Raw genomic sequence first — 23,041 nt, 5'->3', positions numbered from 1 at the left:
TCAGCAATGGCAAGGCCTTTGGCCTGATCGCAGCGGCCCGGCCCGACATCGTCGTGCTGCATGCGATGTGGGGCTTCGACAACGACCTGGAGAAACTCGGGGGCACCGTCACCGCGCTGCGAAACGCCGGCGTCTTGCGCGTGGTGATCGTCGGGCCGCCGCCGGTCTGGAAGCGCACGCTGCCGCATGCGATCATCAACCACTACCGCTTCTCGCATGAACTCCCGGACCGGCTCGGCTCCGGCGTCTCCGGTCCGGCCGAGGACGAGCTGATGTCCGGCTTCGCTAGATCGGCCGGGATCGGCTACGTCTCGCTGCGCAAGGTTCTTTGCGACATCAGGCAAGAATGTTTGGTGCGTACGCCGGAGCGGGAGGTGATTGCCACCGATACGATCCACCTGTCGCCGGGTGGCGCGAGGCTGGTGCTCGGTGTCATTGGCGGGGAACTGTTTCGGGCGGGTGGCGCTCCCTAGCGGAATCGAACCGCTCTCTCCACCGTGAAAGGGTGGCGTCCTAACCGATAGACGAAGGGAGCAAACGCAGGGCCCCGCCGCGTTCCGCGGCACGGCCGCTGGCCGGCCGAACAGGCCCGGCAGCTTGCAGCGGGCGAACGTATAGTGGCCTTTGCGCTCCCGGGCAAGCCGTTCGGGAACGGACTTTTAGCGCCGGTGGATAGCATCGGAGCCGGGGACGATCGGGCGGCAAATTCAACGGTTTGTTAGGGTTCCCTGAGTAGCGCTGGAGGAGGAGATATTCCGATGCCACCGCCAAAGAAGCGCGCAGCGCGCAAGTTGCTGTCGCAGCACGCCTGGATCACGCTCGACGGCGGATTCGCGGCGCGGCATTGCCTGGTCCAGGACATCTCGGATTCGGGCGCCAAGATCACGATGGACGAGGACGCGAGCCAGCTTCCCGGCGTAATCCGCCTGGCCTTCGCCCGCGATGCGCGCACCGGACGGAGCTGCCAGGTGGTCTGGCGCCGCGGCAAGTCCGCCGGCATCAAGTTCCTCTGACATCGCGCCGCAGCGCATCCGATGGCGCGTGAGGCGCGTCCGAGTTACAAGGCGGCCATGCGCCTGCCGCTCCTGATCCTGCTCTCGCTCATGGCGACGTCCGCGACCGCGGCCGAGAGCCTGCGGCTGCCCGCCGAGCGGCCGCAGGGAGGCAAGGACCTCGGAAAGGCGCTGCCGCTGAAGGGGACGGCCGGGACGGCCAGGGCAGGGTCCTGCGCCTCCTATGGACCGCGCTTCGTCATGGTCGAGGGCACCGGGACCTGCGTCAAGGTCGGCGGCTCGATCAGCGTCGACACCGCCATCTGGCGTTGAGGGCTCATGACGCAGGACCTCTTGCGGCTCGATATCCTCGTTCCCGTGCTGATGTATTGCGCGCTGCTGTGGTGGATTGGCCGCAGCCTGAGCTGGCCTGCGCGGCTCGCCACGGCCGCGGTGACGCTGGTGCTGATCATGGTGGTGCTGCTGGTCGAGCGCGGCTGGCGCTAGGCGGGAGGCGGATCGGCAGGGCCGGGCTTCGTGCAAAGCGGACTTCCGAAAAGATCCTGCCAACCAGAACAAGACCGCGAAAACAACCCCATGCACAGTAGCCAAGTCACGGCAAATGCTGAGGATTTACATGCTTAGGATTCGGCGAAGCAAATCTTGAGGCGTCGGGCAAAACAGGGGTATGATGGCATCGTCGAAAGAGGCAGCCGAGTGGTCGGCCTGATGGCCGGGTCACGACATCGGCGGTGCGACGAACTCTGCAAATCCCGGCCGTTTGCCGAGCTCGGCGAGCCAGCGCGTGAGGTGCGGCTGCGCCGGCCGGCTGATGCCCTCGACGCCGAGCCAGCGCCGCGCATAGGAGCCGATCGCGATATCGGCGAGCGTGAACGCATCGCCATCGATGAAGCGGCGCGAGGAGAGCAGGCGGTCGGCGATGGCCCAGACCTCTGCGGCGGCATCGGCATCGCGCTGCACCTGAAGCATGTCGCGCTCGGCGGGCGCGGTGCGCACGATGCCCCAGAACACCGGGCGATCGACCGGCTGCACCGCCGACAGCGTCCAGTCGAGCCAGCGGTCGACGCTAGCGCGCAGTTTCGGCGCCTCCGGATAGATCGGCGTGCCGCTTCCATGGGCGAGACAGAGATAGCGCATGATCGAATTGGACTCCCACAGCACGAAGTCGCCCTCGACCAGCGTCGGGATCCGCGCATTGGGGTTCATCGCGAGATAGTCGGCCTCGCGGGTCTTGCCGTATTGCATGCCGGCGTCGACGCGCTCGTAGGCGAGGCCGAGCTCGGTGAGGCACCACAGCACTTTCTGCACGTTGACCGAATTGGCGCGGCCCCAGATCGTCAGCTTGGTGTCAGGCATGAAGCGTCTCCCCGGTGTTTCGGTGCCGTAGCCCTGATGGAGCGAAGCGCAACCTGGGAGCGCCGCAGCCGAAGCACCCCGGATTGCGCTTCGCTCCATCCGGGCTACGCGTCCGTCTGGCGCGGGTGATAGCGGAATTTCGCGGGATCGGCGATGCGCGATTGCCGCGCGCCCCTCATGCAAAAAGCTCCGCCATGGGCGGAGCTTTCATTGCAAAATCGTACCTAGCGCTCAGCGGCCGAAGAACAGCCACAACAGGATGATCACGGGGATCGGCACGCCAAGCATCCACAGCAACATTCCTCTTGCCATCGCATCCTCCTCCAATCGGCTTCGTGAAAGGAGAACGTCGGGCGAGGGGCGTTGTTCCTGCCTGTTGGCCTACCAATGGCCGGTGTTTGGCATCGACGTCCAGGGCTCCTGCGGCGGCTTCGGATCGCCCTTCTGCAACAGCTCGATCGAGTGCAGATCGGGCGAGCGCACGAAGGCCATGTTGCCGTCGCGCGGGGGACGGTTGATGGTGACGCCGGCCTTTTGCAGCTTCTCGCAGGTGGCGTAGATGTCGTCGACCTCATAGGCGAGATGGCCGAAGAAGCGATCCTCGCCGTACTTCTCCTCGTCCCAGTTGTAGGTGAGCTCGACCAGCGGCGCTCCACGGGTTTGCGGCTGCTTCTTCAGCGCCTCGAGATCGTCCGCCGAGCACAGGAACACCAGCGTGAAGCGCCCCTTGTCGTTCTCGATCCGCCGCACCTCCTTCAAGCCCAGCGCATCCTGGTAAAACTTCAGCGCGGCATCGAGATTGCGCACGCGCAGCATGGTGTGGAGGTATCGCATGGTTCTTGCTCCCTGGAACGGACGGAGGGTTTTTGTCTTGGGCCGGGACGGCGGGGGAGAGATAGCAGGAAAGTGGGGGGAGGGGCAGGGGGCGGGGGCAAATGTGCGTGAAGCGTGCCGGTTCGGCTCGCGCTGCATCACGTTCGAAGCAGTGCCGCCATCTCCTTCCAATGATAGATGCGCACCTTCTCGGTTTGATGCCGCGCGGCTTTGGCGATGGCGTGCGCGATGTCGTTGCCGGCGAGCCCGCGATACCGCTCCGCTGGGCCAACGAGCAGCGGATTGAGTACGCTCCATATCGCGATGATGAGGCGTTCACGCGGCCGGTCCTCGTCGCGCGCGCCGAGGATCATCGACGGGCGGAAAATATGCGTGTGCTCGAAATCGAGCGAGAGAATGTCCCGCTCCACCTCGCCCTTGGTTCTGAGATAAAACACGCCGGAGCCGGCGTTGGCGCCAACGGCCGTGACCAGAAACACCGACCGTGCGCCGTTCGCCCTGGCGATCTCAGCCGCCAACAGGGGATAATCATGGTCGATCTTGTAGTACTCGGCCTCGTCAGGGGTGTGCTTGCGCGTCGTTCCGAGCGCGATGAAGATCTCGTCGGCGACCAATTGCGGCTTGAGTGTGGGCAGGGACGCGAGAGCGCCGATCAACACCGTGAGCTTCGGATGGCTCACCGCCAGCGGCTTGCGGGTCACCGCCACAACCCTCGAATAGTCGGGACTGTCCAAGAGGTCGCGCGCCAAATGCGAGCCGATGAAGCCGGTTGCGCCGAAGACAAGTGCGGTTTTCATTCAAGCCACCGGTTTGCGAGGCGAGCTTGACGAGGAGATGAGCCACGGCTTCCATGGAAAGGAGGCTAGGCTTTTCCATCCGCCATCCACCGTCTCGCGTTTGGGATGGAGGGCCGAGCGGCAACCTACAGAAGCGGAATAATATCGGAGACCTGGCTAGCGAACTCGTGCCACCATCGCCGAACCAAAACGCTACTGCAAGACCTTCGGCAGCACGACCACCACTTCGATGTCCTGCTTCAAGATGCGGCCGGCAATGTCTGCAATGAGCAGGGCAAAGTCTTCCTCGATCGCGGCAGCGGCGGCGTCGTCTTTGGCGTAGACGTACAGCAGCGGCCCTTCGACCTCGGCAAAATGAACCCCGGTGAAAACGCGGTCGAACTCGGTTGCGCCGAGAACCGCCGCGATGCGGGCCTGGATCGCAAAGTCCTGAATGTCGGATAATTCCATGCGAGACAGATAGAGACGATGTGCTTGAAAGCAAGATGCAAACGCGGACGTCCCGTGCAGCAAGTAGGTGCGATGGATATGGCGCTGCCACCGTAATTGTTTGCGACCTTACCGAGCCGAAGCGTGCGTCGGAATCGTCACTATCGTCAGAACGCGAACCAGGCCAGCACCGCCATGATCGGGAGGATGGCTAAGCCGAAAAGCACGACGGGTGCGGGTTCATTGCCTGTGCGGTCACTCATGATGGCCTCCGAAAGGAGAGCCCCGCAGCGGCGGCCACGGGGCTGTCGGCGTCGGCATGCAGGGGAGAATGCCGGGGCCGCCGGGTGAATTCCGGTGGGGCGGACTCGTTCCTCTACGTGAGGTTCGTCGAGACCTTATCGGCAAGGCTGTCGCCCCGGTCTCATTCGTGCTGCTTTGCGCAGAGTAGCTTCGCCAGGAAGTCGAACGCGACCTGGGCAACCGACTACCCTGACGTTGAGCGTCGCGACATCGCTTCCGAACGGTTGTTGCGCGCAGGCTATTCAAGGCGGTTGAGAAGGAACGCGCCGTTCCTGATCGCGTTCTGCTTTACGGAGTGAGTGGCGTACCGGCGTGCCGGATCGCGTGAGAGAAGCCGTCGAACAGGGCGCGGGTCATTCTTGCAAGTTACGTCGAGCCAGCATCGCGCGATTGCAACGAGACGATCAACAATCTGCTGAATGTTGTCGATGACGAGGAACTCATCGAGGCGATGTGGAGGGGACGATGCGCAAGGCGCTGGCAGAACTGAGTGAGGATGAACGTCATGCGTTGCTGTATCTGGCCGATCTCGGCACCGCGGCATGTCTTTCCGGCCTGATCGTCAGTATCATGAAGTTCATCGGCGACCTGTTTTGATGACGCCGGATTGCCACTCTGTTTCGGCATCGGCTTCGTCTGCGAAATCATCCTGGTCGCGCCTGGAGCGAAAGGCTGGGCTGCCAGTGCGGGGCAGGGCGCCATGCGCTTGCAGGCCGGCGGATGAAATCGGAGAAAGCAGCGAAGGTCCCGCTGCGGCCATCCTTCGAGACGCCGCCATGGGCGGGCTCCTCAGGATGAGGGCCGAGTGCGTGGCGGCAGTATCAACGGCCCTGATGCCCGATCAGCCTCACCCTGAGGAGACCGCGAAGCGGTCGTCTCGAAGGGCGAGGCGTGCGCTCATGGTGTTGTCGAAATCGTATGCATCAGCGGTACCTATCCTCGGAGCCGCCTCACTCCGCCTCGTCGTCTTCGTTCTCCAATTGCGCTCGATATTCCTCCGCAGCCTTCAATAGAGCTTCTCTGATTTCGCCATCCGCCGTCTGGGCGGCGAGGGCTTCGGCGCGGTCGGCCTGGTGCTGGAGCGATGCCTTTGTCATGTATGGCCAACGCGGCCGGCGGCGCGCGCGTTCCTACGCCGCCTTCTCGACACCCTTGGCGATGATCTCGACTTCGAAATAGCCCATGTCGCGGAGTTCGGCGGCCTTCTTCTCGGCCGCTTCCTTGGTGTCTCTTTTCAGAATGACCTGGCCCGCTCCGTCGCGGGCGCAAACGAAATATGGCATTTCCGATTCCCAATTTCGTTTGCATACACACGGAGTCGGGTTCCCGCAATTCTACGGCTCACTTCTCCAGCCCGGCCTTTTGCCGCATCTTGTCGATCAGCTCGGAGGCTTCCGCCTTGGTCAGCTCGGCCTCGGGCGGCTGCTCGTCGGCCTGCTCGGCGAGGGTCTTAAGGTAGGACTCCTGGGCTCCGGTCATCGGATCGTCGCCGGAAACCCAGTCTTTCGGGTCCTTCTGCGTGTTGTCGGCCATTGCACATCTCCTATTCCGTCGTCCGTCCAACGTCGGACTCGACTCTTCGTTCCTTTTTTGTTCTCATGCCGCATATTCAAAATCGCGAGGCGGGAACATGCCGGACCTGGACTATCTCAGGCGGGAGATCGAACGGATGCGCATCCAGATAGGACGGCAGAGAAAGGAGATCCTCCAGCTCCAGCGCGCAGGTCTGGGCACGGCCTCGGCCGAAGCGCTGCTGTCGCGGATGGAGGCGAAGGTCGAAGGCCTCTGCACGCAGCGCGACGCGCTGAAGGCGGCGCAGCCGCGCCAGACCAAGGGCAGGGTGCTCGGGGGGAGGACATGGTGAGCAGGCGCTGGTTCGACGACGAGAGAGAGCTGTCGCCCTTCCTGGCCGCGCTCGAGGACGTTCGCCGCAAGGCGACGCGGGAAGGCTGGTGCTATGCGCATGTCCAGGCGATCATCGTGGCGATCGACCAATATGCGGAAGCGGCGACCGGCAACCGCGAGTATTTTCTCAACAAGCCAGTCTCGATTGGCGAGACCAGAAAAGCCGCGGACGTTCGGTGAGCGCTTTGGTGCCGTGATTTGCGTCGAGGAGCGTCGCTCGTCGTGACGTTCACGCTCGAGCTGCCATGATCGTGCGTATCGCCAATCGGCTCGCTGTGTGGTGTTGGCTCGCGAGGTGACGCGATGCGTGTTCCCTAGACGGAACGCCGCTCGCTTGAGAGCTTGTTAACCGACCGCGCTCACGATGCCGCTCCAAATTGGAGGGGACAGCGATATCAGATCTGCAACAAGCAATCCGCGAACGTGCTTACCAGCTTTGGATGGACGGCGGTGCCGAGCATGGCCACGCCGAAAGGCACTGGCTCGAAGCCCAGCGCGAGATCCTCGCAGCGTCACTCGGCGCGGTGGCGCGCGTCTCGAAGGCGAGCTCCGACAAACCGAAAGCGAAGTCTGCAGGTTCGCGGAAGAAGCGCCGCGCTGCCTGACATACGCGGCGCTTGCTTCACGAAACCGAGTGGACCGAAGCGCGAGATGATCCGGCCCGACCGGAAGATGCAGCCTTCCGGGCGGAAGCACCTCGTGTCTTGCCGGGCTTCGCATGAAGCTCGGCCAGAATTCCGTTCTGCTCATCGAATTGCTTCAGCCAGGCTTTAATGTAGGCGGGATCGTCGGGACAAAGCTGCTCAAGCAAACGAAGGTTCTGCGCTCTGAATTCCACTAGGGTTTTCGGCATCATTTTTCCTCAAAACCCTGCCCGCCGGAAAAGTGCGTGGAAGGGATCGTCGGGTCAACGGCAAAGAGGGGCTTGAAATTGCAGGTGAGCTGATGCAGCGCGCAAAAGCGAAAACCCCGCCGGGGAAAGCGGGGTTCTCTGTCAAAGTGAAGCTTAGGGGCGCTTCAACTGTAAGACGTTCGCGCCGGCGAAAAGTTCAAATGAAAAGCGCGGCCGTCCCAGGAGCAGGACGCGTGAACCACGGCAGAGCCGGGCGTGACCAATTTTCATGCGTCAAAGCCTGCTCACTGAGATACTGGAGATCCTTCTGTCCGCCTTATGGGACACCATCGTGCGATCGCTAGGCTTGGAAAACCTCGTCGAGATCGTGACGGCAATCGTCGGGCTCAGCTGTATCGTGATCGGCTTCACGGTGTACATGCTGGGCTACTGACGACGCCCGCGGGAGGCAATCCGGCTGATGCTGTGGCAACGTCGGAATGCAGCTCCATTGTTTTTCTAGCCCGTCGGACTGATGTTCGGGTCATCCGGTTCGGGCAAAACGCCGCATCCGGGCGTCTTGTCCGGATCGGTCAGCTCCGGCTTGGCGTGCGGTCCGGCGGGATGTTGGCCGGGCGGTTCGGAACGCTCTTTCGGAATCGATTGTACTTCTGTTCTGAATCGTTCGGCATGGCACTTCTCTCTGTTCGGCCTTGGCGGCCGCTCTGATTGCCTTCGATCAGCGCGCGCGGGAGCTGAACGTTCCAATCCCGTCGCGACCGCCGGCGAGTCTTGCAGACGCGGACCGCGCCGAACGCGACTTAGGAACGGTCGCTCGATGCTCGGGTTGGCCCGAAACATCGGAGAGGCTCACCATGGTCCCAAATCTGTCCCGGAATGAAGAGAGAGAAGGTACCCGCAAGCTGATGATGTGGGGATTCGCGCTCGCCGCCGTCCTCTTCGTGGGGTTTGCATTGTGGTTTGTCGTGCCCCATACCTTCAAGGCCACCGACCATGCGGGACGTTCGTCCACCGGCGCCGACAATAGCGCGCCCGCCACCACGGTTGGGACCGGAGTTCCGAGCCAACGGGAAGCGATCAGCACGGCTGCGAAGGAAGATCCCGCCCGAAACGAAGATTCGACAGGACGCCGGGCCCGCGAAATCAAGGAAACTGCCGGTCCAGCGAACCTCAGCGGCGCGCAACGCGACCAGCTCCGTGCGATCTTCTCGTCCGCACAGGGACCTGCCATGGATCGTCCGAATTTCGAGATGATGATCGGCACCTCGATCCCCCGCCAGACCGGTGTCGCCGACCTGCCGCCGGAAGCAACTCAGGTGCTGAACGGATTTTGGGGAGACCAGTACCTGATCGCGGGAAACAGTCTCGTCATCGTGGATCAGCACTCACGACGCGTGGCCGCGATCATCGCCGACGTGCGCTGACGTCGGACATCATCCGAGTCGATTACAAATCCGTAAGTCAGTTGAAAAACAACGTCCTGGAATTATCTCTGTGTCAGGCGGCAGCGTAACAAGCCGCTCCTCAACTGACACCCAGCCGCCGCGCTCAGTAAAGGCGAAGCTGGGTCCTTTGAATTTCCCGCGACTGGCCCCGCCTCAATGGCCTTAGAGGCAACGCCCATGGCTGCCCGCACCTACAACCACGAACGCTGGTCGGAAGATGACGATCGCCTGCTTCGGTCCATGTGTGAAACTGGCAAGAGCCTCACCTTGATGATCGTGAAGCTCAAGCGTCCGATCGCCTCGATCAGATCGCGTGCGATCGAGCTCGGCCTCAATCTGCCGGGCACGCGCATCGGTCTGCGGCGGAAGAGCCGCATGGCCTAGAGCGGGCGCACGCCACACGTGCGCCCCTCAACGATCAGGCTGCAATCCGTTGCTCGACTGGCCCCGTCAGATATTTGAGCACTTCGGCATGTTCGAGGTCGGGAACTGCGATCGCCGTGTGGCTGTACATCGCGTGGCTCCCCGAGCTTGCGATCCTGTCCAGGATCTCCTTGCCCTTGACGACGTGCAGGCCCACGCCGTCGCCGGACGGGAAGATCGCAAGCACCACGTCATAGGCTGCGATGACGGCGCGCAGCGCCTCGGCCTTGTCTTCGGCGACATCGACGAAAATGCGCACATCTGCCGCGAGTTCGCGCAGCTCGTTAAAATCCAGCATTTCGGGGATACTCCAACGCAACCTTACTGATGCGAGATTGGCGGCGTTAGGTTACCGAAGTCTCAACAAGGCGTGCCCGGCCACAAGTTTCACGACGAGGTGACCGGCTGGGTTCGCTAGCGCTTGGCGTCGGTCTTGCGAAGCCGGGCCTCCGCCGCCGCGTCGACGAGGTTCAAGGCGGTACCGTCATAGCTGAGCTTGAATCCGCGGCCGACGATCCATGTCCATCCGTCCTGATCCTTGACGGCCTCGGCGTTGAACTGGTCGGAGATCGATTTGACGGCGGCCTCCTGCGGGCCCGGATTGTTCAGCTCCGCGTGGACGCGCCAGATCGGACGCCTGGCGTCCGCATCGTCGCTGTAGACCGTGACCTTGGCGCCGTTGATCTCGCATTCGAGGGTTAGCGAGCCGCGGCCCTGACGGCAGAGATAGTGACGCTGAGTGACGAGCTTGGTCGTTTCGTCGGATGTCATTCCGGGCGAGAAGCCGAACATGTCCGACTTCTTCACGCCGGCGAGGGAGGCGGGCTTCAGGAAGCTCGGCTGGATCGCGACGATGGCTGCGACAGCAACAACGACCAAGCCGGCGAGAACGATAGCGACCTTCATGAGTCCCCCACGAGAAAACTGCTCGACCATATAGCAGCCGGCAGACTGCCGGGCACCGAGAAGCGAAAACCCCGCCTGGGGGAAGCGGGGCTCTCTGGTGGGGTGAAGCTTGGGGACTTCATGAATGAGACGCGCCAGCCGGAAAATGGTTCAAAAAGAATCCACACGAGCTGCCGCATCGTTCACAGGTAGTCTGGAACCCCAGAGAACCGCTGCTTGCGTTTTGGGCCTCGATGGGCTCTAAGCCCGGTCACTTCATGACCTCTGGCATGAATCCAAAGCGCGCCTCCGCGGGTCTTCCCCCGCGTCCCACAGAGTTTACGTGCGCATCCCTTCAAAGGAATTCAGAACATGGCGAAGATGACGAAGACCCAATTGATCGATGCAATTGCCGAAGGTACGCAGCTGTCGAAGAACGACGTGAAGTCGGTGATCGAGTACATGGCCACGGTCGGCTACAAGGAGCTCAACGAGTCCGGCGAGTTCGTCATTCCCGGCTTCGTGAAGATGTCGGTCGTGAACAAGCCGGCGACCGAAGCCCGGATGGGCATCAATCCCTTCACCAAGGAGCCGATGCAGTTCGCCGCCAAGCCCGCCAGCAAGTCGGTCAAGGCCTCGCCGCTGAAGGTGGCCAAGGACGCGGTCTAAAGACGTTGTTTGAGCATGATCTTTTCGGAAAACCGCGCACACTTTTCCGGATCATGCTCCAAAGAAAAACCCCGCGCTTGCGCACGGGGCTCTCTCGGCCGGCGGCGTTGGGATTTCAGCGCCTGGCCGCCAGCCGTGCACTACACTTAAGGTTGAAAATCCAAAAAGCAACAGCGCCGCGATGACGGAATATGTTCGTCAGGCGGCGCTGCCGTATGACTGGGCGCTGAAATCCCCAGCTTTCCATGGGTCCGCGCAGCAGGGGAAAGGTTCAACGCGTCGTGCCCGGGTTTTTCAGGGAGAGGTCTGGACTTTTTGTTCTCAGTTTGTTCTAGTGAGGCATCTTCTTCTGGGAGGTGATTCATGACCGTCGAGAAACAGCGCGAAGTGATCAGGCTCTGGAACGAGCTCCGGAAGCTCGAAGGTCCGGCCGCAGAAGAGCTCCGCATCCAGATCCTGGAATGCTTTTCGGACAAGGGCAAAGCGAAGCGGGCGGCGTGATCGGGCGGCCGAGACGCGTTGCCATATCATTGGAACGAACGTGGGACGCCTGCGTTCGCGCAGGATGACATGTCCACAATGCGCCAAGCCGATGACGGCGATCTCGCCCAACAGCTTTCGCTGCGAGCCGTGCCGCGAGATCGTCATCGTGTTCGGCGTCGTCTCGAAGTTCTTGCCGCCGAAGATTTTGCCGTCGAGTCTTGCGCCGAGCACGTGACGGCGCCGGCTTTCACCGATCGTTAGGATTTGCGTCTCCCTGATTCTTTCGACTCCGATTCGTTCTTTGCGAACGGAATGGAGTCGGATGTAGAACAAGCCGTGGCTTCTGTATCGATGCGGGACATGCGTGTGGCGGCCAGCGTTCGCGAGAGGCTTTACGTGGTTGTCGTAGCGTCGCGATGGGCGTCGCGTGATCGGACGTTCGCCGTGCGCGCGCATACCGCTTGTTAAGAGTTGCTTCGCGCCGATTTCTTCGATTCCGATTCGTTCTTCGCGAACGAAAAGGAGTCGAAGCTGGAACAAAACGGAGGAGGGCGCGAGCTTCCGTGCGATGTCGGAAGCCGCGCACCGCGATGCGAAAGCCGGCTGCGCAACTCCTAACGAAAGCTTGTGCAAAAGCCGATAACCCTATTCGGTTAGGTTAAAAGCCCAATGGCGTTGCGCTTGCCGCTGCTTGGGATAGGTGTTTGGCAAGAGAATCAAGACACGACCTTTGCCAAGAAGCAATTTGCCATGACGCCATTTTCAGAGCCGTCCTTTCATCAAGGCGATCGCCACACCTATCGGCGCGTCGCCGTCGTCGGCACGCTCTTTTGTCTCGCTTTCGTGCTGATCAGCTTCTCGCTGCGGCCGCAGGTCGAGGACACGCGGGTGGCGGTCAAGGCCGACCGCCTGGTACGCACGGCAGGGCAGCCGCCGCGCACGAACTAGGAAGCGCGCTAGTTTCTCCCGCCGCTGGTCCGGTCGTCAGCAGACGCGTTCGTAAAGGTGCCGCCGCGCGAGGCGAGGGCGACGAAGCCGGCATAGCCGGACAAATTGAGCAGGACTTCGAGCCACGCAGGCATATCGGGTCTCTCCTTCCTGAAGGCCGATCTCAACGTGTGCGCGAACTCGTCGTTCCCCGCTCACATCAGAACGGCTCAAAGCGGTGAGGAGGGATCGAGCTTGCGGCCCAAGGCCGCGACGGATTCGCTCGACGGCTGTTCCCTCAGGAACTCGGCGATGGCCTGCGCCAATTCGCGGTCGCTCATCGGCGTCGGCGGCGGACGCAGCGCGCCGACACCAAAGTTGCGGACGATTTCCTCGTAGTGCTGATCGTCGGATTTGGGCACGAGCCGGCGGATACGAGCCAGCAAAGCGGATATCGGCAATCTCTCCTCCTAACTCGTCCGCCCCGCTGGCAACCACACGCGTCTGCTGCCATTTCTCCCGTGAAACTAAAAACCCCGCCAGCACCGCGGAGGATGCTGACGGGGTCTTCGTGCTGTCGCCTCAACCGGATGGCGGAGGCTTCCGCACTTGCAAGGTCAATCCGCCCGCCGCGCGATCGTTCCCGCGGGTTCACTGTTTTTTGGTGGCTCCGGGTTCCCAACTGCGCGCAACCATCGCAGGCGGCCGCCGTTATCTCGGCGAGACGCGCGAAGGAGTAAGATGATGAAGAAGACACTGGCAGTTCTGGCCACCGTCGCAGCGGTCGGCGTGACCGCGGTCGCGGCGCCTGCGCCTGCCGAGGCACGCGGTCGCGGCATCGGTCCGGGCCTGGCATTCGGTTTGGCCGCCGGCGCGATCACCGCGGGCGCGGTCGCCGCATCGCAGCCGTACGGCTATTACGGTCCGAGATACGGCTATTATGGCGGCCCGCGCTACTATTACGAGCCTGGCCCCTACGCCTATTACGGTGGCGGACCGTACCACCGGCACCATCATTGGCGCCACTGGTAGCGACCGAGAAACGAAAAGCCCGGAGCGATGCTCCGGGCTTTTTTCGTGCGCGCGACATTCGCGTCTACGGCCAGAGCGAAGGACGTTCGACCTTGCGGGCATTCTCCAGTGTCGACACGAAATATTCCTCGCGCTCACGCTTGAATTTTTCCTGGGTGGCACGGAAGGCGGCGACACGGGCGGCAATCTCTTCGCGTTCGCGCTCTTTGCGTTGTTCGTCTTCGGTCATGTCAAATCCCCTCTACACCTGAGTATGTGCACCTGAACTCAAGCGCTGCCGCCGCAATCACGTTGAGTCGCGTCAACGCATCCATTGGTGCTTCGGAATGGGGCGTCAATGGGGAGGAGGCATTGCAGGATTGTGATATGGGAAGGGCGGAAGGAATTGCCTACTCTGTTTGTCTCGCTCTTTTCTTTCACGGTGGATAAGAGCGTCAACAATCTTGCCGCTTGCCCGCCCTGGGAGCGCAAACACATCGGGAGCAGCGCGTGATTGCATCGGATCTTCGCAGCGGCGTCGAACGGCTCGGCGACATGATCGCCGAAGCGAAGAGGATCGTGCCGTTCACCGGCGCGGGCATCTCGACCGAATGCGGCATCCCCGACTTCCGCTCGCCGGGCGGAATTTGGACGCGCTATCGTCCGATCCCGTTCGACGAGTTCGTGGCGAGCCAGGAGGCGCGTGACGAATCCTGGCGCCGGCGCTTTGCGATGGAGGCGGTGTTCGCCGCGGCAAAGCCGGGCCGCGGTCACCGCGCATTGGCCTCGTTGTACCGCGCCGGCAAGGTTCCCGCCGTCATCACCCAAAACATCGACAATCTGCACCAGGCCTCGGGACTGGCGCCCGAGCACGTGGTTGAACTTCACGGAAATACTACTTATGCGCGATGCATCGGATGCGGGCAGGTCTTTTCGCTCGACTGCGTGAAGCAGAGGTTCGACGCCGACGGCGCCGCGCCCAACTGCACGAGTTGCGATGAGCCGGTGAAGACCGCCACGATCTCGTTCGGCCAGATGATGCCCGAGGACGAGATGCAGCGCGCGACCGCGTTGTCGCAGGCCTGCGATCTCTTCATCGCCATCGGTTCCTCGCTGGTGGTGTGGCCGGCGGCGGGCTTTCCGATGATGGCGAAGAACGCTGGTGCACGTCTGGTGATCATCAACCGCGAGCCGACCGAGCAGGACGACATCGCCGATCTCGTCATCCGCCACGACATCGGTGAGACTCTCGGGTCCTTTGTCGGAAATTGAGGCATCAATTTGATTCGCGGCCGTGCAAGCTGTTCATAGGTTCCGGCGAATCTCTTTTTTGTCTATGCCTCGCAACCGGGAGTGTTATCTTTTGAGTCGAAAGATTCGCGTCGCGTCGAATTGAGAACATTCTCTTAAGACGCGTGATTCGAGAGCCGCCAATGTGGCGGGTTGCATGGCAGTGTGGGGTCCGGGGTTATGGGGTCGTCGGACGGATTTGAGTCCAAGAAGCTTGGAGTTCCCGGACAGAGCGCTTCGCCGGGGCGATTGGCGCCGGGTGAGCATGGTGGCGCGGGCCGTGACACCGCGCTCAGTCCCTTCACCGGTCTCGGTGAGACCAGCGCCAACCTCGTCGAGGTGACCGGCGTCATCAAATGGTTCGACGCCTCCAAGGGTTACGGCTTCATCGTTCCCGACAATGGCTGGCCGGACGTGCTGCTGCACGTGACCGTGCTCCGGCGCGACGGCTTCCAGACTGCTTACGAGGGCGCCCGCATCGTCGTCGAGTGCATCCAGCGCGCCAAGGGCTATCAGGCCTTCCGCGTGGTCTCGATGGACGAGTCCACCGCGATCCATCCGGCGCAGATGCTGCCGCCGCGCACCCATGTCACGGTCACCCCGACCAGCGGCCTGGAGCGGGCCCAGGTCAAATGGTTCAACCGGCTGCGCGGCTTCGGCTTCCTGACCTGCGGGGAGGGCACGCCCGACATCTTCGTGCACATGGAGACGCTGCGCCGCTTCGGCATGACCGAGCTGCGGCCCGGGCAATATGTGCTGGTCCGCTTCGGGCCCGGCTCCAAGGGCATGATGGCGGCCGAGATCCATCCCGAGACCGGATCGCCGGGCCTGCAGTCGCACTAATTTAGACGGGTCCGTTCCCGCAATCGTGAGCAGAGGCGCGCCGGCTGGCCGGCGCGCCTCTGGCTTTTCCGGCGACCCCCGCGTAAGGACTGCTCCAGTCCCACGCCTCGAGTACTTCCATGAATTCTGATCGAAAGGCCGTCTGGTCCGCTCTGAAGGGGTGGCTCGCCGCCATCCTCGTTGCCGGCGTCACCGCGGCCACCGGGTCTGTCTACGCCGCGAGCTTCCAGCCGCTCGAGATCGTCACCAAGAACGGCGTGCAGGTGTTCTCGGTCGAGATGGCGACAACCGAGGAGGAGAAGCAGACCGGCCTGATGTACCGCAAGGAACTGCCTGATGGCAAAGGCATGCTGTTCGACTTCAATCCCGAGCAGGAAATCTCGATGTGGATGAAGAACACCTACGTCTCGCTCGACATGATCTTCATCCGCGCCGATGGCCGCATCTTGCGCATCGCCGAGAATACCGAGCCGATGTCGACCAAGATCATCTCGTCCAAGGGGCCCGCCCGGGCCGTGTTGGAGGTGGTGGCGGGAACGGCGCAGAAATACGGCATCCGCCCCGGCGACCGCGTCGGCCATCCGTTGTTCGGCAGCAAATAGGCCGGGCAAGCGAGGGCGTTTCCGGGGTCGCCGGCAGCTTCCAGGAAGCTTGCTGGCGCATTGGGAAGCGTGTATCGACGGGGCTCGCAGGACATTCGGGGTATAGCGCAGCCTGGTAGCGCGGCAGTTTTGGGTACTGCAGGTCGTTGGTTCGAATCCAGCTGCCCCGACCAGTCCCGGAGATCCCCAGCGAGGCGTCCCAAGGCGATGCCGACCCTCGCGGGCTCAGAACAGTAGCCAGTTGATGAGGCGCCAGCCGATCCAGGCGAGGGCGCATATCCAGCCAAACATCGCGACGACGGCGAGGCCGAGACCGCAGAGCGCGACCAGCGAGCTTCCGGTCTCCGGCGGCTCGGCAAGCGTCTCGTCGGCAAGCGTCTTGTCGGCAGGCGTCTTATCGGCAGGTGCTTTGGGTGCATCGACCTGGCTCGTTCCGTCGCCTTGCCCTGCTGCCTGCTCGTCCTTCACCTCGGCTCGTTCGCGGATGTTCACCGGCACGCTCCACCTCACATGGAGTGGGGGCAAGCGGGCGCACGCGGTGGACGCCTTATGCCCCTGATTGGGAAAAAGCTGCAACGCCTGGCGCGGTGATTGGTTGCGGCCATCAGAGCTGAAAAGGCACTGTGGAGGCCTTGGCACTTACGCTCAGGGCAGCGACCTCAGCCGCTCAGGGCGGCGACCTCAGCGCGACGTTCAAACCGCTGCGCCCTTCGCGGCGGCGCAGAATTGCCGGGGGTTCATCGAACCTTCCGTTCGTCGCCATAGACATATCCGTATTGGGGATTTCAGCGCCCAATGTCTAAACGGACGCCGCCAAGCGATGATATTCCGCTTGCGCGGCGTTGCGCTTTTTCAGCAGTTGTTTCTCAGGTCTGATCCGTCAGTTCGCGGCGTACCAGCCGGACGGAAACGGCACCAATGGCCAGGCCGTCTGGTTGTCGTTGGCGGCCTTCGGCGGATCATGGGCGGGCGTCCTTGCGATCGGGTCGGGCGTCGTCGATCGCAGCGCCAGGCGCAGAGATGCGCATTGCAAGTTCATCGTGGTCGCCCCGCCCGTCGAAACTTTTCAAAATACGTGTCGGTTCAAAATCACCGCGCCTTCCAAAAACGGCGCGCTCTCAAATCACGCACGCATTCTAGGAAAGTCGAGGCCGGCTTTCAACCAATCTCGCCGGTTGCGCACGAGAAGTAAGGTTGATCGGTTAGGTTAAGCGAGAGCAGTGGTTGCAGCCGCCCTGGTGATCGTTATCAGATGGACACCAACTCGCGATGGGCTGTCTGAATCCGTGCTCACACAGGGTCACAGTTCGTCGCGGCGCCTGTATCAGTCGAGCTCTGCGTCATGTCTTTCGACCGCGACTTCACAACCGCCGGTCCACAATCCGGTCCGCAATCGAACTGGACCGAAATCTGGCATCTCTGGACCGTGATCGTCCCACGCCGCTCGATCAATGGGCAGCTCGTTTACGGCAGGGTCTGGCGCCGCCACGACGGGCGCGACTGGATCTACAAGAAGTTCACCGAGTTCGACGGCGAAGCGGCGGCCTGAGCCGGCATTGCCGTCGTCAGGCCGAAATCGCTGCGCCTCGTCTCAGCCGGCTTTTGCCGCAGCAGCCGGTTTGGCCGGCGGCGGCTTCAGCGGCTTGTCCTGCTTCTTCGACCACGAGATGTAATAGGCCACGGTCGTCATGATCGCGATGCCTGCGATGCTGACGAATATTTGCGCCAGCAGCGAGCCCGAGCTCATCGACAGCTCGAAATGGCCGACGAAGGACAGGAACACGCCGACGCAGAACACCGCGAGCGACTGCTGGCCGCAGACGATCAGCGGATCGAACACCTTCCATTCCAGGCCCGGCCATTCCTTCGGCACGAAACGGATCACCAGGATCACGATCACGACGAAGTGCATGAAGCGGTAAGGTGCGAGGTTGGTCTTGTCGTTGGGGTTGAAGGCCGAGAACAGCCACTCCGGGAACATGCCGCCGAAGGTCGGGAAGCGGCCGGCCATGGTCATGACCAGCGCGAAGGCCAGATAGGCGAGGCAGAGGTAGAGCGTGACCGGCGCATTGATCAGCGCCGCCGAGCGCCGCGCGCCGCCCATGGCGCACCAGGCGCCGAACACGAACAGAACCTGCCAGCAATAGGGGTTGAAGTACCACTGGCCGGCCGGATAGGCCGTCAGATTCCAGCCGAAATGGCGGGCTGCGAGCCACAGCACGATGGACAGCGCCATCGTCAGGTCCGGCTTGCGCAGCATGAACCACAGCACCGGCGGAAACAGTCCCATCAGCACGATGTAGAGCGGCAGCACGTCCAGATTGAGCGGCTTGAAGCGCAGGAACAGGCCCTGGCGCAGCGTCTCGGTGGCGTTGTCGACGAGGCCGGCGACGTTGAACTCGTTGATCATCTCGGAATCGCCGAAGCGCAGCGCGAGATAGCTGATCGAGGCGATGTAGATCACGAACAGGATGATGTGGGCGACATAGAGCTGCCAGACCCGCTTGGTGAGCCGGGTGGCGCCGACGATGAAGCCGCGCTCAAGCATCATCCGCGCATAGACGAAGGATGCCGTGTAGCCTGAGATGAAGACGAACAGATCGGCCGCGTCGGAGAAGCCGTAATTGCGCGTCGTGATCCAATTCACCACGTTGTCGGGGATGTGGTCGAGGAAGATCGCCCAGTTCGCGACGCCGCGAAACAGGTCGAGCCGGAGGTCGCGACCCTTGTCGGGAAGCGTTGCGCTGACGTTCAGGAAGGCCATGCGTCGGGAGCTCTCGGAGAGGACGGAAGCGCTGATATCGGTGAGGCCGGGCCGTCGGACGGGATCCCGGCGCGGAAGGCGGGTACGCAATTGTCACGGTGCAGCATAATGACTATACCCATAGGCAAGGCACCCCGGGAGCCGGAATCACCGCGCATGTCCCGAACGGTGTCTCTATACTATGCTGCAGTTTCCACCAACTGCCACCGTGACGCATCGGAATCGAACGAAAAAGACGAAGAGGCCCGGACCATCCATGACCGCACGCATTTTCAAACCCGCCAAGAACGCGATGCAATCCGGCCGGTCCAAGACGAAGGAATGGCAGCTCGATTACGAGCCGGAGCAGCCGCGTTCGGTGGAGCCGCTGATGGGCTGGACCTCGTCCGGAGACATGAAGCAGCAGATCACGCTGCGCTTCCACAGCAAGGAAGAGGCGGTCGCCTATTGCGAGCGCAAGGGCATCGCCTACCAGGTGATCGAGCCGCAGGAATCGATCCGCCGCCCGGTTGCCTATGCCGATAATTTCTCGTTTCGCCGCGGCGAGCCCTGGACGCATTGATCCTCGGCAAGCTCGATCGGTACGTGATGCCCGGGCTTGTCCCGGGCATCCGCGTTTCGGCGGCAGCGTGAAGAACGGGGATGGCCGGGACATAGGCGAGCGGGAGCCGTCCTTCGGACGGTTACGGCCGACGCCGGGAGCGGTTAGTCGCTTGAACCGAAGAACTCTTGGCAGCCATTTCGCTGCGTGCTTCGCTTGCCGTCATGACACGATCACGGCGAGGATAGGGGTATGGCGGCGCGTGACCAGCTCGACGGCATCGATCTGAAGATATTGTCCGAGCTGCAGCAGGACGGGCGGGTTCGCAACAACAAGCTGGCGCTGCGTGTCGGAGTGTCCGCGCCGAACTGCCTGCGGCGACTGAAATTGCTGTTCAGCCGGGGCGTGATCCGGGCGGTGCGCGCCGTCATCGACGAGCGGCTGCTTGGCTATGAGGTGGTGTCGTTCGTTTCGATCCAGCTCGGCAGCCAGGCTCAGCCGGTGCTGGAGGCGTTCGAGAGCTCGATATCAGCGATCCCGCGCATCCAGCAGTGCTGGCGCATCTCTGGCGACACCGACTATCTCCTCAAATGCGTGGCGCCGAGCGTCGAGAGCATGCGCCAGCAGCTCCTGCATTTTGCCGCGATGCCTGATGTGAAAAACGTTCGCAGCTTCCCCGTGCTGGGCGTCGCCAAAGACGTGCCGCTGCCGTTGCAGGAGGTCGCCGTCGCGGCGTCGGCCGGATAGGGGTCCTGAAAGAGACAACCGGGATTTTAACCAATCAAATCATTTGCATGACTCACTCACCTAACTGTGACATGTGATTTCGGAAGCCCTGCGATGCGCCAAGACGTGATTGTGGGGTCCGCCGCCCCGCCTAGATGCAAGGGGTGAACCTCAGCCTGCGTCGCATCCTGAGGCCTGTTTTGTGGGACCCTTGAAGCTGGAAGAGACACCATGACCTCGACCTCGAAGACGTTCGTCGCATCCGCTGCGACGCTGTTCGCCTCCGCGTTTCTCATGATGACCGCGCCCGCCGCGCAGGCGGAAGACTACTGCATCACCAACGGCGCCCAGGCCGCTCATGGCTGCGGCTACCCGACGATGGAAGCCTGCCGGGCGGCGGCCGGCGGGATCGGCGGCACCTGCTCGCAGAGCGGCGGCGCGAAGACCTCGAACGACGCGATGGCCTATCAGCCGAAGCACACACAGCCGCGCGCCAAGCTTCGCTCGGGCGGTCAGACCAACTCGAACTGAAGTTGAAATCGACATCGGTTTCGCGACGTTGCGGCCTTTGGGATTCATCCCGGAGGCCGTTCGTTTTTCTCGCGCAGGCGACGGCTGGCGCCTCAGCGATAACGGCCGCGGAATTCGCGCGGGCTCGCACCGGTCCAGGTCCGGAAGGCACGGGAAAAACTCTTCTCGTTGCGGAAGCCGGCGATTTCCGCGATCCGCTTGATCGGAGTGCGGCCGCGCAGAAGCTCCTGTTTTGCCAGTTCGAACTTCGCCTCTTCTTTGAGATCGCGCAGCGAGGTGGCCTCCTCGCGCAGACGCCGATGCATGGTGCGGGTGGAGAGCGCCAGCTCGCTGGCAACGTCCTCGGCGCCGAGACTGCGTCCGCGCGCACGGCGAAGCACGCGGCGGACGCGCTCGATCAGCAACCGGTCGCGCCGATAGGGCAGCACCGTCAGCCGCAGCGCGCCCTTGAGCATGTTGTCGAGATCGCTCGGGCTGCGCGTCAGCGGTAGCGAGAGATAATGCTTGTCGAAGACGATGCGCGCGCACTCCGCATCGAAGCGCACGTTCTTGCAGAAGATGGTCGGATAGACCGAGACATGGGCGGGCTCGGAATAAGGGAATTCCGCTGCGCGTAGCGCGATCCCGGAATCCACCGCCCAGCAGGAGAAGCCGAGCACGTAGCGGAGCAGCGTGACGAGGCAGAATTCGCGCAAGGGCCCGAGATCGCGCAGCTCGCGGATCGAGACGACCGCGGTCTCCTCGCCCAGTTCCAGATCGAGCAGCACGTCCTCGGTGATCAGGCGGTGATGCCGGCACCACCGCTTGAGCGCGACCTCCAGTGTCGGCCCCGTGATCGAGGCGCGGCACAGCATGCCGTAGGTGCCCCAAGGCAGCCGGCGCGAGAACCAGCCGAGCGCCTCATCGTCGAGCTCGCGCATGGCGTGGCCGGCCAGGGCCTCGAACTGGGCCGCCGTGACCCGCCCATCCGGAGAATTGACAAGGTCCGGGGTTACCTGGCCCCGACTGAGCGCCTCCGCGGGATCGCAGCCGTAGCGTTCGTATGCGGCGATCACGCCGCGGACGAAGGCGGCGGGGGTCACAGCGCGGCGCGAGGTTGCGGTGGTGGCTTGAAAAGGCATCAAAATTCCTCTCGAAAATCCTCGCCAAGTTTGGCGGAAAATGCAACCTTTTCGACCGCCAGAGGGCCTCGATAACGCTAGGTTCGAAGGCCAAAATACGGAGGAATCGCCTTGAATATCCCGAGCATCGATTTCGATCTGGGCGAAGAGGTCGGCATGCTGCGCGACACGCTCCGCGCCTTCGTCGAGGCGGAGATCACCCCGCGCGCGGCCGAGATCGAGAAAGCCAATCTGTTCCCCGCTGACCTCTGGAAGCGCTTTGGCGACCTCGGCCTGCTCGGCATGACTGCGCCGGAGCAATATGGCGGCTCCAACATGGGCTACCTCGCCCATATCGTCGCCATGGAGGAGATTTCGCGCGGCTCCGCGGCCGTGGGACTGTCCTACGGCGCCCATTCCAACCTTTGCGTCAATCAGATCCGCCGCAACGGCAACGACGCGCAGCGCCAGCGCTATCTGCCCAAGCTGATCTCGGGCGAATATGTCGGCGCGCTCGCGATGTCCGAGCCCGGGGCCGGCTCCGACGTGGTCTCGATGAAGCTGCGCGCCGACAAGCGCGGCGACCGCTACGTGCTCAACGGCTCGAAGATGTGGATCACCAATGGCGGCGATGCCGACGTGCTCGTGGTCTACGCCAAGACCGATCCGGAGGCCGGGCCGCGCGGCATGACGGCCTTCCTGATCGAGAAGGGCTTCAAGGGCTTCACCCACGGCCAGCACCTCGACAAGCTCGGCATGCGCGGCTCCAACACCTATCCCTTGTTCTTCGACGAGTGCGAGGTGCCCGAAGAGAACGTGCTCGGCAAGGTGGGCGAGGGCGTCAAGGTGCTGATGTCCGGCCTCGACTATGAGCGCGCGGTGCTGTCAGGCGGTCCGCTCGGGATCATGGCGGCGTGCATGGACGCGGTGGTGCCCTACATGCACGAGCGCAAGCAGTTCGGCCAGCCGATCGGCGATTTCCAGCTGATGCAGGGCAAGCTTGCCGACATGTATTCGACCTGGCAGGCCACGCGCGCCTATGTCTATGCGGTGGGGCGTGCCTGCGACCGCGCCGACCATGCCCGCAGCTTGCGCAAGGATGCTGCGGCCGCGATCCTCTATTCCGCAGAGAAGGCGACGTGGATGGCGGGCGAAGCCATCCAGGCGCTCGGCGGGGTCGGCTACACCAGCGAATTCCCTGTGGGGCGTTTCTGGCGCGACGCCAAACTCTACGAGATCGGCGCCGGCACCTCGGAGGTTCGCCGCATGCTGATCGGCCGCGAGCTGATGGCCGAGACGGCCTGATACGTT

General features: G+C 62.8%; 40 protein-coding genes and 2 tRNA genes. 24 read left to right on the top strand and 18 right to left on the bottom strand.

Annotation, left to right across the window (positions count from 1 at the left end; genetic code table 11):
• Positions 1–473, top strand: a 473-nt coding sequence (locus tag SE91_RS37100) for an SGNH hydrolase domain-containing protein (RefSeq protein WP_283806249.1), incomplete at its 5' end; no start/stop codon positions are given.
• Here SE91_RS37100 and SE91_RS15620 read toward each other — a convergent pair.
• Positions 461–535, bottom strand: a tRNA-Glu gene (locus SE91_RS15620). The genes SE91_RS37100 and SE91_RS15620 overlap by 13 nt on opposite strands.
• A 223-nt stretch (positions 536–758) precedes the next feature.
• Here SE91_RS15620 and SE91_RS15615 point away from each other — a divergent pair.
• The 3 genes from SE91_RS15615 to SE91_RS36300 are packed head-to-tail and all read left to right on the top strand — an operon-like array spanning position 759 to position 1,499.
• Positions 759–1,013: a PilZ domain-containing protein gene (locus SE91_RS15615; RefSeq protein WP_008558833.1), complete on the top strand. Its 255-nt coding sequence runs from the start codon at positions 759–761 to the stop codon at positions 1,011–1,013.
• A gap of 57 nt (positions 1,014–1,070) precedes the next feature.
• Positions 1,071–1,325 (top strand): hypothetical protein, encoded by a 255-nt coding sequence (locus SE91_RS15610; protein WP_061851148.1) that lies wholly within the window; start codon positions 1,071–1,073, stop codon positions 1,323–1,325.
• 6 nt (positions 1,326–1,331) lie between these two features.
• Positions 1,332–1,499, top strand: a complete 168-nt coding sequence (locus SE91_RS36300) for a hypothetical protein (RefSeq protein WP_008558837.1) — start codon at positions 1,332–1,334, stop codon at positions 1,497–1,499.
• 231 nt (positions 1,500–1,730) lie between these two features.
• Here SE91_RS36300 and SE91_RS15600 read toward each other — a convergent pair whose 3' ends face one another.
• The 4 genes from SE91_RS15600 to SE91_RS15585 all read right to left on the bottom strand — a co-directional run bounded on the left by SE91_RS15600 (position 1,731) and on the right by SE91_RS15585 (position 4,513).
• On the bottom strand, positions 1,731–2,369 hold the full coding sequence (locus tag SE91_RS15600) for a glutathione S-transferase family protein (protein WP_008558839.1): 639 nt from the start codon (positions 2,367–2,369) through the stop codon (positions 1,731–1,733).
• 381 nt (positions 2,370–2,750) lie between these two features.
• Positions 2,751–3,203 (bottom strand): VOC family protein, encoded by a 453-nt coding sequence (locus tag SE91_RS15595; RefSeq protein WP_008558841.1) that lies wholly within the window; start codon positions 3,201–3,203, stop codon positions 2,751–2,753.
• A gap of 137 nt (positions 3,204–3,340) precedes the next feature.
• Positions 3,341–4,000 carry an NAD-dependent epimerase/dehydratase family protein gene (locus tag SE91_RS15590; RefSeq protein WP_061848193.1) on the bottom strand — a complete coding sequence of 220 codons (660 nt, stop codon included), beginning with the start codon at positions 3,998–4,000 and terminating at the stop codon, positions 3,341–3,343.
• Positions 4,001–4,192: 192 nt separating this feature from the next.
• Positions 4,193–4,513, bottom strand: coding sequence for a hypothetical protein (locus SE91_RS15585; protein ID WP_349540748.1), 321 nt, complete (start codon positions 4,511–4,513; stop codon positions 4,193–4,195).
• Between the two features lie 684 nt (positions 4,514–5,197).
• Here SE91_RS15585 and SE91_RS38045 point away from each other — a divergent pair.
• Positions 5,198–5,329 (top strand): hypothetical protein, encoded by a 132-nt coding sequence (locus SE91_RS38045; protein WP_257721909.1) that lies wholly within the window; start codon positions 5,198–5,200, stop codon positions 5,327–5,329.
• Between the two features lie 353 nt (positions 5,330–5,682).
• Here SE91_RS38045 and SE91_RS36295 read toward each other — a convergent pair whose 3' ends face one another.
• Genes SE91_RS36295 through SE91_RS15575 form a run of 3 tightly spaced genes read right to left on the bottom strand, consistent with a single transcriptional unit; the run spans position 5,683 to position 6,265 of the window.
• Positions 5,683–5,829, bottom strand: coding sequence for a hypothetical protein (locus SE91_RS36295; RefSeq protein WP_156489630.1), 147 nt, complete (start codon positions 5,827–5,829; stop codon positions 5,683–5,685).
• A 33-nt stretch (positions 5,830–5,862) separates the two neighbouring features.
• Positions 5,863–6,015, bottom strand: coding sequence for a hypothetical protein (locus SE91_RS36290; protein WP_156489629.1), 153 nt, complete (start codon positions 6,013–6,015; stop codon positions 5,863–5,865).
• Between the two features lie 58 nt (positions 6,016–6,073).
• Positions 6,074–6,265: a DUF3072 domain-containing protein gene (locus SE91_RS15575; RefSeq protein WP_008558856.1), complete on the bottom strand. Its 192-nt coding sequence runs from the start codon at positions 6,263–6,265 to the stop codon at positions 6,074–6,076.
• A gap of 97 nt (positions 6,266–6,362) precedes the next feature.
• Between SE91_RS15575 and SE91_RS15570 the strand changes: the two genes are divergently transcribed.
• The 3 genes from SE91_RS15570 (at position 6,363) to SE91_RS38255 (ending at position 7,242) form a co-directional block, all read left to right on the top strand.
• Complete coding sequence (locus tag SE91_RS15570; RefSeq protein WP_008558859.1) at positions 6,363–6,596, top strand: hypothetical protein; 234 nt, start codon at positions 6,363–6,365, stop codon at positions 6,594–6,596.
• Complete coding sequence (locus tag SE91_RS15565) at positions 6,590–6,817, top strand: hypothetical protein (RefSeq protein ID WP_008558862.1); 228 nt, start codon at positions 6,590–6,592, stop codon at positions 6,815–6,817. Before SE91_RS15570 ends, SE91_RS15565 begins: the two co-directional genes overlap by 7 nt.
• A 197-nt stretch (positions 6,818–7,014) precedes the next feature.
• Positions 7,015–7,242, top strand: coding sequence for a DUF2934 domain-containing protein (locus SE91_RS38255; protein ID WP_156489628.1), 228 nt, complete (start codon positions 7,015–7,017; stop codon positions 7,240–7,242).
• Between the two features lie 17 nt (positions 7,243–7,259).
• Here the strand turns inward: SE91_RS38255 and SE91_RS36285 are convergent, their stop codons facing one another.
• The gene (locus SE91_RS36285; protein WP_144441355.1) at positions 7,260–7,493 is read right to left on the bottom strand and encodes a hypothetical protein; all 234 of its coding nucleotides are present in this window, start codon (positions 7,491–7,493) and stop codon (positions 7,260–7,262) included.
• 851 nt (positions 7,494–8,344) lie between these two features.
• Between SE91_RS36285 and SE91_RS15560 the strand changes: the two genes are divergently transcribed.
• Entirely contained in the window at positions 8,345–8,914 is a 570-nt protein-coding gene (locus SE91_RS15560; RefSeq protein ID WP_156489627.1) for a hypothetical protein, read from the top strand.
• 198 nt (positions 8,915–9,112) lie between these two features.
• Positions 9,113–9,319, top strand: a complete 207-nt coding sequence (locus SE91_RS15555) for a hypothetical protein (RefSeq protein ID WP_061848189.1) — start codon at positions 9,113–9,115, stop codon at positions 9,317–9,319.
• A 34-nt stretch (positions 9,320–9,353) separates the two neighbouring features.
• On the opposite strand, the gene SE91_RS15550 is transcribed toward SE91_RS15555, so the two are convergent.
• Both SE91_RS15550 and SE91_RS15545 read right to left on the bottom strand, forming a co-directional pair.
• Positions 9,354–9,656, bottom strand: a complete 303-nt coding sequence (locus tag SE91_RS15550; RefSeq protein ID WP_061848188.1) for a hypothetical protein — start codon at positions 9,654–9,656, stop codon at positions 9,354–9,356.
• Between the two features lie 116 nt (positions 9,657–9,772).
• Positions 9,773–10,264: a hypothetical protein gene (locus SE91_RS15545; protein WP_061848187.1), complete on the bottom strand. Its 492-nt coding sequence runs from the start codon at positions 10,262–10,264 to the stop codon at positions 9,773–9,775.
• Between the two features lie 351 nt (positions 10,265–10,615).
• Here SE91_RS15545 and SE91_RS15540 point away from each other — a divergent pair, with 351 nt between their 5' ends.
• The 4 genes from SE91_RS15540 to SE91_RS15535 all read left to right on the top strand — a co-directional run bounded on the left by SE91_RS15540 (position 10,616) and on the right by SE91_RS15535 (position 12,343).
• Positions 10,616–10,912, top strand: a complete 297-nt coding sequence (locus tag SE91_RS15540) for an HU family DNA-binding protein (protein ID WP_008558895.1) — start codon at positions 10,616–10,618, stop codon at positions 10,910–10,912.
• Positions 10,913–11,275: 363 nt separating this feature from the next.
• The gene (locus SE91_RS37095) at positions 11,276–11,413 is read left to right on the top strand and encodes a hypothetical protein (RefSeq protein ID WP_197489470.1); all 138 of its coding nucleotides are present in this window, start codon (positions 11,276–11,278) and stop codon (positions 11,411–11,413) included.
• A 78-nt stretch (positions 11,414–11,491) separates the two neighbouring features.
• Positions 11,492–11,656 (top strand): hypothetical protein, encoded by a 165-nt coding sequence (locus SE91_RS36280; RefSeq protein ID WP_156489626.1) that lies wholly within the window; start codon positions 11,492–11,494, stop codon positions 11,654–11,656.
• Positions 11,657–12,145: 489 nt separating this feature from the next.
• Positions 12,146–12,343, top strand: a complete 198-nt coding sequence (locus tag SE91_RS15535) for a hypothetical protein (protein WP_061851147.1) — start codon at positions 12,146–12,148, stop codon at positions 12,341–12,343.
• An 8-nt stretch (positions 12,344–12,351) separates the two neighbouring features.
• Here SE91_RS15535 and SE91_RS38040 read toward each other — a convergent pair whose 3' ends face one another.
• Both SE91_RS38040 and SE91_RS15530 read right to left on the bottom strand, forming a co-directional pair.
• A complete protein-coding gene (locus tag SE91_RS38040; protein ID WP_008558901.1) occupies positions 12,352–12,477 on the bottom strand; it encodes a hypothetical protein in 126 nt (41 codons plus the stop codon).
• Between the two features lie 75 nt (positions 12,478–12,552).
• Positions 12,553–12,783 carry a hypothetical protein gene (locus tag SE91_RS15530; RefSeq protein ID WP_060736006.1) on the bottom strand — a complete coding sequence of 77 codons (231 nt, stop codon included), beginning with the start codon at positions 12,781–12,783 and terminating at the stop codon, positions 12,553–12,555.
• 283 nt (positions 12,784–13,066) lie between these two features.
• On the opposite strand from SE91_RS15530, the gene SE91_RS15525 reads away from it, so the two are divergent.
• Positions 13,067–13,354 carry a hypothetical protein gene (locus SE91_RS15525; RefSeq protein ID WP_061851146.1) on the top strand — a complete coding sequence of 96 codons (288 nt, stop codon included), beginning with the start codon at positions 13,067–13,069 and terminating at the stop codon, positions 13,352–13,354.
• A gap of 64 nt (positions 13,355–13,418) precedes the next feature.
• Here the strand turns inward: SE91_RS15525 and SE91_RS37090 are convergent, their stop codons facing one another.
• Positions 13,419–13,583 (bottom strand): hypothetical protein, encoded by a 165-nt coding sequence (locus SE91_RS37090; RefSeq protein ID WP_008558907.1) that lies wholly within the window; start codon positions 13,581–13,583, stop codon positions 13,419–13,421.
• Between the two features lie 260 nt (positions 13,584–13,843).
• Between SE91_RS37090 and SE91_RS15520 the strand changes: the two genes are divergently transcribed.
• From SE91_RS15520 to SE91_RS15505, 4 genes are all read left to right on the top strand, one after another.
• Positions 13,844–14,605 (top strand): SIR2 family NAD-dependent protein deacylase, encoded by a 762-nt coding sequence (locus tag SE91_RS15520; RefSeq protein WP_061848186.1) that lies wholly within the window; start codon positions 13,844–13,846, stop codon positions 14,603–14,605.
• 198 nt (positions 14,606–14,803) lie between these two features.
• On the top strand, positions 14,804–15,466 hold the full coding sequence (locus SE91_RS15515; RefSeq protein WP_060736008.1) for a cold-shock protein: 663 nt from the start codon (positions 14,804–14,806) through the stop codon (positions 15,464–15,466).
• A gap of 119 nt (positions 15,467–15,585) precedes the next feature.
• Positions 15,586–16,068 carry a DUF192 domain-containing protein gene (locus SE91_RS15510; RefSeq protein ID WP_061848185.1) on the top strand — a complete coding sequence of 161 codons (483 nt, stop codon included), beginning with the start codon at positions 15,586–15,588 and terminating at the stop codon, positions 16,066–16,068.
• 96 nt (positions 16,069–16,164) lie between these two features.
• A tRNA-Pro gene (locus tag SE91_RS15505) sits at positions 16,165–16,241 on the top strand.
• 52 nt (positions 16,242–16,293) lie between these two features.
• Here SE91_RS15505 and SE91_RS15500 read toward each other — a convergent pair.
• Complete coding sequence (locus SE91_RS15500) at positions 16,294–16,560, bottom strand: hypothetical protein (RefSeq protein WP_061848184.1); 267 nt, start codon at positions 16,558–16,560, stop codon at positions 16,294–16,296.
• A gap of 388 nt (positions 16,561–16,948) precedes the next feature.
• Positions 16,949–17,107, bottom strand: a complete 159-nt coding sequence (locus tag SE91_RS37085) for a hypothetical protein (RefSeq protein WP_193409726.1) — start codon at positions 17,105–17,107, stop codon at positions 16,949–16,951.
• A gap of 303 nt (positions 17,108–17,410) precedes the next feature.
• Here SE91_RS37085 and SE91_RS15495 point away from each other — a divergent pair, with 303 nt between their 5' ends.
• Positions 17,411–17,617: a hypothetical protein gene (locus SE91_RS15495; protein ID WP_008558931.1), complete on the top strand. Its 207-nt coding sequence runs from the start codon at positions 17,411–17,413 to the stop codon at positions 17,615–17,617.
• Positions 17,618–17,659: 42 nt separating this feature from the next.
• Here the strand turns inward: SE91_RS15495 and SE91_RS15490 are convergent, their stop codons facing one another.
• A complete protein-coding gene (locus SE91_RS15490) occupies positions 17,660–18,832 on the bottom strand; it encodes an OpgC domain-containing protein (RefSeq protein WP_060736009.1) in 1,173 nt (390 codons plus the stop codon).
• Between the two features lie 256 nt (positions 18,833–19,088).
• Between SE91_RS15490 and SE91_RS15485 the strand changes: the two genes are divergently transcribed.
• From SE91_RS15485 to SE91_RS15475, 3 genes are all read left to right on the top strand, one after another.
• Entirely contained in the window at positions 19,089–19,394 is a 306-nt protein-coding gene (locus SE91_RS15485; protein WP_008567648.1) for an ETC complex I subunit, read from the top strand.
• Between the two features lie 231 nt (positions 19,395–19,625).
• The gene (locus SE91_RS15480; protein WP_061848183.1) at positions 19,626–20,120 is read left to right on the top strand and encodes an Lrp/AsnC family transcriptional regulator; all 495 of its coding nucleotides are present in this window, start codon (positions 19,626–19,628) and stop codon (positions 20,118–20,120) included.
• Positions 20,121–20,330: 210 nt separating this feature from the next.
• Positions 20,331–20,630: a DUF3551 domain-containing protein gene (locus SE91_RS15475; RefSeq protein ID WP_008558945.1), complete on the top strand. Its 300-nt coding sequence runs from the start codon at positions 20,331–20,333 to the stop codon at positions 20,628–20,630.
• A 92-nt stretch (positions 20,631–20,722) separates the two neighbouring features.
• Here the strand turns inward: SE91_RS15475 and SE91_RS15470 are convergent, their stop codons facing one another.
• Complete coding sequence (locus SE91_RS15470) at positions 20,723–21,751, bottom strand: AraC family transcriptional regulator (RefSeq protein WP_061848182.1); 1,029 nt, start codon at positions 21,749–21,751, stop codon at positions 20,723–20,725.
• A 111-nt stretch (positions 21,752–21,862) separates the two neighbouring features.
• Here SE91_RS15470 and SE91_RS15465 point away from each other — a divergent pair, with 111 nt between their 5' ends.
• Positions 21,863–23,035, top strand: coding sequence for an isovaleryl-CoA dehydrogenase (locus SE91_RS15465; protein WP_061848181.1), 1,173 nt, complete (start codon positions 21,863–21,865; stop codon positions 23,033–23,035).
• The last annotated feature ends 6 nt before the right edge of the window (positions 23,036–23,041 follow it).

Origin of the sequence: Bradyrhizobium sp. DOA1 (assembly GCF_001593325.1) — a bacterium.
Lineage (GTDB): Bacteria > Pseudomonadota > Alphaproteobacteria > Rhizobiales > Xanthobacteraceae > Bradyrhizobium.
This window is presented reverse-complemented; position numbering and strand designations above follow the sequence as displayed.